At 69.5% G+C, this 6,538-nt stretch carries 6 protein-coding genes; all 6 read left to right on the top strand.

All coding sequences use genetic code 11. From position 1 onward, the window contains the following. Window positions 1–877, top strand: an 877-nt coding sequence (locus tag DBR23_RS05855; RefSeq protein ID WP_108497600.1) for a tripartite tricarboxylate transporter substrate binding protein, incomplete at its 5' end; no start/stop codon positions are given. 9 nt (window positions 878–886) lie between these two features. Next, window positions 887–1,864, top strand: a complete 978-nt coding sequence (locus DBR23_RS05850; RefSeq protein ID WP_017404442.1) for a PDR/VanB family oxidoreductase — start codon at window positions 887–889, stop codon at window positions 1,862–1,864. Next, entirely contained in the window at window positions 1,861–3,039 is a 1,179-nt protein-coding gene (locus DBR23_RS05845) for a Gfo/Idh/MocA family protein (RefSeq protein WP_026062141.1), read from the top strand. The genes DBR23_RS05850 and DBR23_RS05845 overlap by 4 nt, the downstream gene beginning before the upstream one ends. 134 nt (window positions 3,040–3,173) lie before the next feature. Continuing rightward, complete coding sequence (locus DBR23_RS05840; protein WP_108497599.1) at window positions 3,174–4,094, top strand: LysR family transcriptional regulator; 921 nt, start codon at window positions 3,174–3,176, stop codon at window positions 4,092–4,094. A 179-nt stretch (window positions 4,095–4,273) separates the two neighbouring features. Next, window positions 4,274–5,248 (top strand): tripartite tricarboxylate transporter substrate binding protein, encoded by a 975-nt coding sequence (locus tag DBR23_RS05835; RefSeq protein ID WP_233250300.1) that lies wholly within the window; start codon window positions 4,274–4,276, stop codon window positions 5,246–5,248. A 9-nt stretch (window positions 5,249–5,257) separates the two neighbouring features. Then, entirely contained in the window at window positions 5,258–6,427 is a 1,170-nt protein-coding gene (locus tag DBR23_RS05830; protein WP_059400358.1) for an alpha-hydroxy acid oxidase, read from the top strand. The last annotated feature ends 111 nt before the right edge of the window (window positions 6,428–6,538 follow it).

Below are 6,538 nucleotides of genomic sequence, written 5' to 3'. Positions count from 1 at the left end.
CAAGCTCGTCGTTCCCTATGCCGCCGGCGGCCTTCCCGACACGGTGGCGCGCATCATCGCCAAGTCGCTGGGCGATACGCTGGGGCAGGCGGTCTACGTCGACAACCGGCCCGGTGCGGGTGGCTCGGTCGCCGCCTCCGCGATCCTGCAGTCCCCGGCTGACGGCTACACGCTGCTGGTGACCGATGGGCCGATGCTGTCGATCACGCCGTTGATCAACAAGAAGATCACCTACGACGCGGCCAACGACTTCGTGCCGATCGCCCTCGTCGGCAAGGCCCCGCTGTTCCTCGCCGTCAACGCGAACGTCAAGGCGAACACGCTGGACGAACTCGTCGCGCTGGCCAAGGCGAAGCCAGGGGGCCTCAACTACGGCTCCGCCGGCAACGGCAGCATCCACCACCTGACGATGGAGGCGATGAATGCAAGCCTGGGCATCTCGATGACGCACATTCCGTTCAGGGGCAGCGCCGTCTCGGTCCCCGCGATGATCGGCGGACAGGTGGACATGGTGTTCGCTTCGCCGCCGTCGCTCATGGGCTTCGTCAAGTCGGGCCAGGCGCGCCTTCTGGCCACCAATTCGACGACGCGTTCCCCGCTGGCACCGCAGATGCCTACCCTGGCGGAAAAGATCCCCGGCTTCGATTTCGCATTCACGGTCGCGGTGTTGGCGAAGACCGGTACGCCGAGCGAGGTCATCTCCAAGGTCAATGCCGAGATCAACAGGATCGTGAAGGTCCCCGAGGTCATCGAGCAGCTGCGCACTGCGGGCGTCGACCCGGCGGGCGGAACGCCCGAACAGCTCGCGCGGGCGCTGCGTGCAGAGAAGGCCCAGGTGACCGACGCCGCCGCGCGGGCGCAGCTGAAGGCCGAGTAGTCGCGCGTCATGACGCTCACCACACCCCAAACCCATTCCGACACGCAGATGCCGTTGCGCGTGGCGCGGATCCTCGACGTGGCGCGCGACATCCGCAGCTTCGAGCTGGTACAGCCCGATGGCAGCGAGCTGCCGCCGTTCACGCCGGGATCGCACGTCAAGGTCCAGGCCCCCAATGGCATGCTGCGCAAGTATTCGCTGTGCAACGATCCCGCGGAGCGCCACCGCTACGTCATCGCCGTCAAGCGCGATCCGGAGGGGCAGGGCGGCTCGCTCTCCATGCACGAGGAACTGCATGAGGGCGATACGCTGCCCACGTCGCTGCCTTCGAATGCCTTCCCGCTGGTCGAGAACGCCAAGGGCTACCTCTTCGTCGCGGGCGGCATCGGCATCACCCCGATCCTGTCCATGATCCGCTCGTTCGGCGAACTGCCGCCGGCACCGTGGAAGCTCATCTACCTGACGCGCTTTCCCGAGACTGCGGCCTTCCGCGAGGAGCTCGGCGCCCCCGAGCTCAAGAGCCGCGTGCGGATCCACCACAGCCACGGGGACCCCGCGCGCGCCTTCGACCTCTGGCCGGTGCTGGAGAAGCCCAACACGGCCCACGTGTACTGCTGCGGCCCGCGCGCGCTGATGGAGGCGGTGCGCGACATGACGGGCCACTGGTCGCCGGCCAACGTGCACTTCGAGAGCTTCAACGAGGGCGGGGGCGTGCGGCCCGACGACAAGCCCTTCTTGGTGAAGCTGGCCAGCTCAGGCGCGGCGTTCGAGGTGCCCGTCGGCAAGTCCATCCTGTCGGTCCTCCACGAGCACGGCTGCAACGCGGCGTCCTCGTGCGAGAGCGGCACCTGCGGCACCTGCCGCACGAAGCTGCTGAGCGGCGAGGCCGACCACCGAGACATGGTGCTGCTGCCCGAGGAGATGGACAGCCAGATCATGATCTGCGTCTCCCGGGCCAAGTCCGACGAACTGGTGATCGACCTGTGAACGCCGGCCGCCCACTTCGACTCGGCGTCGCCGGACTCGGCCGCGCCTTCACGCTCATGCTGCCCACGCTCCAGCGCGACGCGCGCGTGCGGCTGGTGGCGGCCTGCGACCCGCGCGAGCCGGCGCGCGAGCGCTTCGCGAGCGACTTCGATGCGCCGGTGTACCCGGACATCGAGGGCCTGGCGTCCAACCCGGACGTCGAGGCGATCTACATCGCCAGCCCGCACCAGTTCCACGCGGAGCAGGCGCGCATCGCCGCCCGGCACGGCAAGCACGTGCTCGTGGAAAAGCCCATGGCGCTGTCCCTCGGCGACTGCAACGCGATGATCCGGGACTGCCGGGACGCCGGCGTGCACCTCATCGTCGGCCACTGCCACAGCTTCGACACGCCGTACCTGCGCGCGCGCGAGATCGCCCTGGGCGGTGAGTTCGGGCGGGTGCGCATGATCCACGCGCTCAACTACACCGACTTCCTCTACCGGCCGCGGCGTCCCGAGGAGCTGCGCACGGAGGAGGGCGGCGGCGTGGTGTTCAGCCAGGCCGCCCACCAGGTCGACATCGTGCGCCTGCTGGCCGGCACGCGGGTCAGCCGGGTGCGCGCGATCACAGGCGACTGGGACCCCAGGCGCCCGACCCAGGGCGCCTATTCGGCCCTGCTGTGGTTCGAGGGCGGGGCGTTCGCCAGCGTCAGCTACAACGGCTACGGGCACTTCGACTCGGACGAATGGTGCGGCTGGATCGGCGAGATGGGCGCCGAGAAGTCGCCCGAGGCGTACGGCGCCGCGCGCCGCAAGCTGGCGACCGTGGGTTCGCCGGAGGAGGAGGCGCGCCTGAAGGCGGCCGGCACCTATGGCGGGCCCGGCTACGTGCCCGCGTCCGCGGGCGCGCCGCCGGCGTGGCACCAGCATTTCGGGCCGGTCGTGGTGTCCTGCGAGCGCGGCGATATCCGTCCGTTGCCCGACAGCGTCTGCGTGTACGGGGACCTCACGAAGGAGCGGCGGCCGCTGGGCCGGCCCGCGGTGCCCCGCTTCGAGGTCATCGACGAACTGTACGAGGCCGTGGTGAACGGGACCGCGCCGCTGCATGACGGCGAATGGGCGCGCTCCACGCTGGAGGTGTGCCTGGCGCTGCTCGAGTCGGCGGGCTCGGGCAAGGACGTGGAACTGCTGCGCTGAGGCAGCGCCGCGGCGTTTGCGGGCCGCCGGGGCCGGTTCAGGTGCCTGCCTGCACCTCGCGGCGGCCTGGGTTTCATGGCGCGCCGCGCGAGACCGGGGAGATTCCCATGGATCCAGCCAAAGGGTAGACCAAGATGCAACCATCCCACGAGGACCTCAATCTGCTCGTCGTCTTCGAGGCACTCATGGAGACCCGCAGCGTCTCCAAGGCCGGCGAGCGGCTGCAGCTGAGCCAGCCCTCGATGAGCCACGCGCTGTCGAAGATGCGCAAGGCGTTCGACGACCCCATGTTCGTGCGCGTCAAGAACGAGATGCAGCCGACGGCGAAGGCGCTGGAAGTCGCGGAGCCCATCCGCCAGGCCCTCGAGCTGGCCCGCCGCCAGATCTTCTCCAAGGTGGCGCTGGACCTGCGCACCTCGTCGCGCCTGTTCACGATCTGCATGACGGATGTCGGCGAGACCTGCTATCTGCCGATGGTGATCAATGCCGTGCGCAGGCAGGCGCCGTGCGTGCGGTTGCGCACGGTGTCGCCGATCGTGGAGAAGCTGGAGGAGGGGTTGGAATCGGGGGGCGTCGATCTCGCGATCGGGTACTTCCCCGACATCAAGAACGGCGGCGTCTTCCAGCAGAGACTGCTGCGCAACAGCGGGTTCATGTGCATCACGGGCAACAAGGAGTTCGCCGCACGCGGCGAGCTGGACCTTGCTTCCTTCCAGTCGGCGCTGCATGTCGCGGTGCGAACGGAAGGTCGAAGCCACGAGGTCATCGAGAAGGCCATGGCCGCGATGGGTATCCACCGCAACGTGGTTGCCACGATCCCGCACTATCTCGGCCTGCTGACCATCATCCCGCAGACCGGGCTGACGGCCATCATTCCCATGGACCTCGCCGGTGCGTTCGAGGGCAAGGAGGGCATCGCGGCCCTGCCGCTGCCGTTCGCATCGCCCAGCGTGGAGGTGATCCAGATATGGCACAGGCGCCACCACGAGGATCCGGCACACCGATGGCTGCGGACACTCGTGCGGGACACGCTGCAGAGGCGGGTGCTTGACTGAAGGCGCGCCGTCATGCAGCAGCCCACCGCCCCCCGCGCGTGCCCGCGGACCGCGCTTCGCGGCTCCCTGGTCGGCGGACCAGTCCGCTAGACCGGGCGTGCAGGATTGCCCCGGAGGCATCCGGCGGCCGGAAGCGTCGGGACCCTCTCCGATTCGAAGAACCATCCAGGAGATACCTCATGAGATTGCGCATACTGTCGCTCATCGCTGCGGCCCTGACCACGCAACTGCAGGCGGGCGCCTGGGCGCAGACCGCTGCCTACCCCGCGAAGCCGATCCGCCTGTTCGTGGGCGCGCCGGCCGGCGGGCCCACGAACGTGATCGCCAGGTCGCTCATCCAGCAGATGGGGGATTCGCTGGGGCAGCCCGTAATCGTCGAGAACCGGGGCGGGGCCGCCGGCACGCTCGCGGCCGGCATCGTCGCGAAGTCTCCGGCCGACGGCTACACGCTGATCGTGACGCCCTCGGCGCACGCCTATGCGGCGAGCATGTACGACAAGCTCCCGTTTGATCCCGTGAAGGATTTCCGGCCGGTGGGGCAGATCGGCATGATGCCCCTCGTGGCGATTGCGAACAAGGCCTTCCCGGCGGGGTCGCTGCGCGACCTGGTCGAGCGCGCCAAGGCCCAGCCCACCGCCGTGAACTACGGCTCGAGCGGCACGGGTTCCGCCCATCACCTGGCGGGCGAGCTATTCAAGCTGCGCACGGGCATCCAGATGACGCATGTGCCCTACAAGGGCAGCGCGGGATCCATCACGGACCTCATCGCCGGCCAGATCCAGGTGATCTTCGAGCCGCTCGTGTCGGCGTTGCCGCAGATCCAGGCCGGCCGCGTGAAGGCGCTGGCCGTCATGGGCGAGAAGCGCTCCCCGGCCCTGCCGGACGTGCCGACCCCCGGCGAGGCCGGGCTGCCCGGCGTGGAAGCCAGCGCCTGGTACGGGATCATGGCGCCGGCGGGCACGCCCGACACGGTCGTCGCCAAGCTGACCGCGGCGCTGAACAAGGCCCTGGCCGACCCTTCCACGCGCGCGAGTCTGCAATCGCAGGGCGTCGACGTCACGCCCGGGCCGCCGCAGATGTTCATGGACCTGATCACCAGCGAGATCGCGCGCTGGCGGCCGATCATCCAGGCGGCGGGAATCCGCGCGGAGTAGGCGAGGCGCATGCATTCACACCGCAAACTGCAGCCTCCGTCGGTCGTCAACATCGAGGATCTCCGCCGGCTGGCCAAGAGGCGGCTGCCGCAGGTGATCTGGGACTACCTGGAAGGCGGCGCGGAGGACGAAGTGACGCTGCGGCGCAACCGCGCCGCCTTCGACCGCTATCACCTCCTGCCGCGGATGGTCACGGGCAAGGGCTCGCGCGACCTGTCCATCACGCTGTTCGGGCAGCGGCTCGCGGCGCCCTTCATGATCGGGCCGACGGGCCTCAACGGCATCTACGTGCCGGACGCGGACCTCATGCTGGCGCGCGCGGCCGCAGCGGCGGGCGTGGCGTTCTCGCTGTCCGCCGGCTCGAACAACGACATCGAGGCCGTGGCCAGGGCATCGGCTGGACCCAAGTTCTTCCAGCTCTATCCGTGGGGCGGACGCGAGGTCGCGACCAGGCTGCTGGCGCGCGCACACACGGCCGGCTACTGCGCGCTCATGGTCACGGTCGATTCGCTGATCCCGGGCAACCGTGAGCGGGATGTGCGGAACCGATTCGCCCATGCACTGCATTTCTCTCCGCGCATCGTCTGGGACGCGGCGACCCATCCGCGATGGGTCGTTTCCACATGGTTCGCCCGCGGCATGCCGCGCTTCGAGAACCTGGCTGAGTTCCTGCCACCGGGCTCCGACGCGTACGCGCTGGCCGCCTATACCCGCGCGCAGCGCAATCCGTTCTACAGCTGGGAGGATGTCGCCTGGCTTCGCTCGCAGTGGGCGGGCCCCTTGGTGGTCAAGGGCATCCTCACCGCGGACGACACGCGCCTGGCCGCCTCCCATGGGGCGGACGCCGTCGTGGTGTCCAACCATGGCGGGCGCAGCCTTGACGGCTTGCCCGCCACGCTGGACATGCTGCCCTCGGTCGCCGCCGCTGCCGGGGGCATGCCCGTCCTGGTCGACAGCGGCTTTCGGCGGGGCTCCGACATCGTCAAGGCCCTCGCCCTTGGCGCGCGCGGCGTGCTGCTGGGCCGGGCGCCCCTGTACGGCGTGGCTGCGGCGGGGGAGGCCGGCGCAAGTCGCGCGCTCGAGATCCTCCTGCAGGAGACGGACCGCGTCATGGGCTTGTTGGGGGTGGACTCGGTGGACGCGCTGGGGCACCAGCACGTTGGCCTGCAGCCGGCATGACGCGGCGGGAAAAACTGCAGTTTCCCGGCCGGCGCCGGAGAAGGACCGAAGCAGCATCGGCGGCACAGGCCCCTTGGCAGGGGCGGCATAGACCTCCTCGGCGGGGGCGGT

It is taken from the genome of Acidovorax sp. HMWF018, from assembly GCF_003061035.1.
Classification (GTDB): domain Bacteria; phylum Pseudomonadota; class Gammaproteobacteria; order Burkholderiales; family Burkholderiaceae_C; genus Acidovorax; species Acidovorax delafieldii.
Note: the sequence above shows the minus strand (reverse complement) of the source record. Positions and strands in the feature narration are given on the sequence as shown.

Coding starts and splice junctions, on each gene's coding strand:
- DBR23_RS05850 (WP_017404442.1), top strand. CDS start 887: ATGACGCTCACCACACCCCAAACCCATTCCGACACGCAGATGCCGTTG.
- DBR23_RS05835 (WP_233250300.1), top strand. CDS start 4,274: ATGAGATTGCGCATACTGTCGCTCATCGCTGCGGCCCTGACCACGCAA.
- DBR23_RS05830 (WP_059400358.1), top strand. CDS start 5,258: ATGCATTCACACCGCAAACTGCAGCCTCCGTCGGTCGTCAACATCGAG.
- DBR23_RS05840 (WP_108497599.1), top strand. CDS start 3,174: ATGCAACCATCCCACGAGGACCTCAATCTGCTCGTCGTCTTCGAGGCA.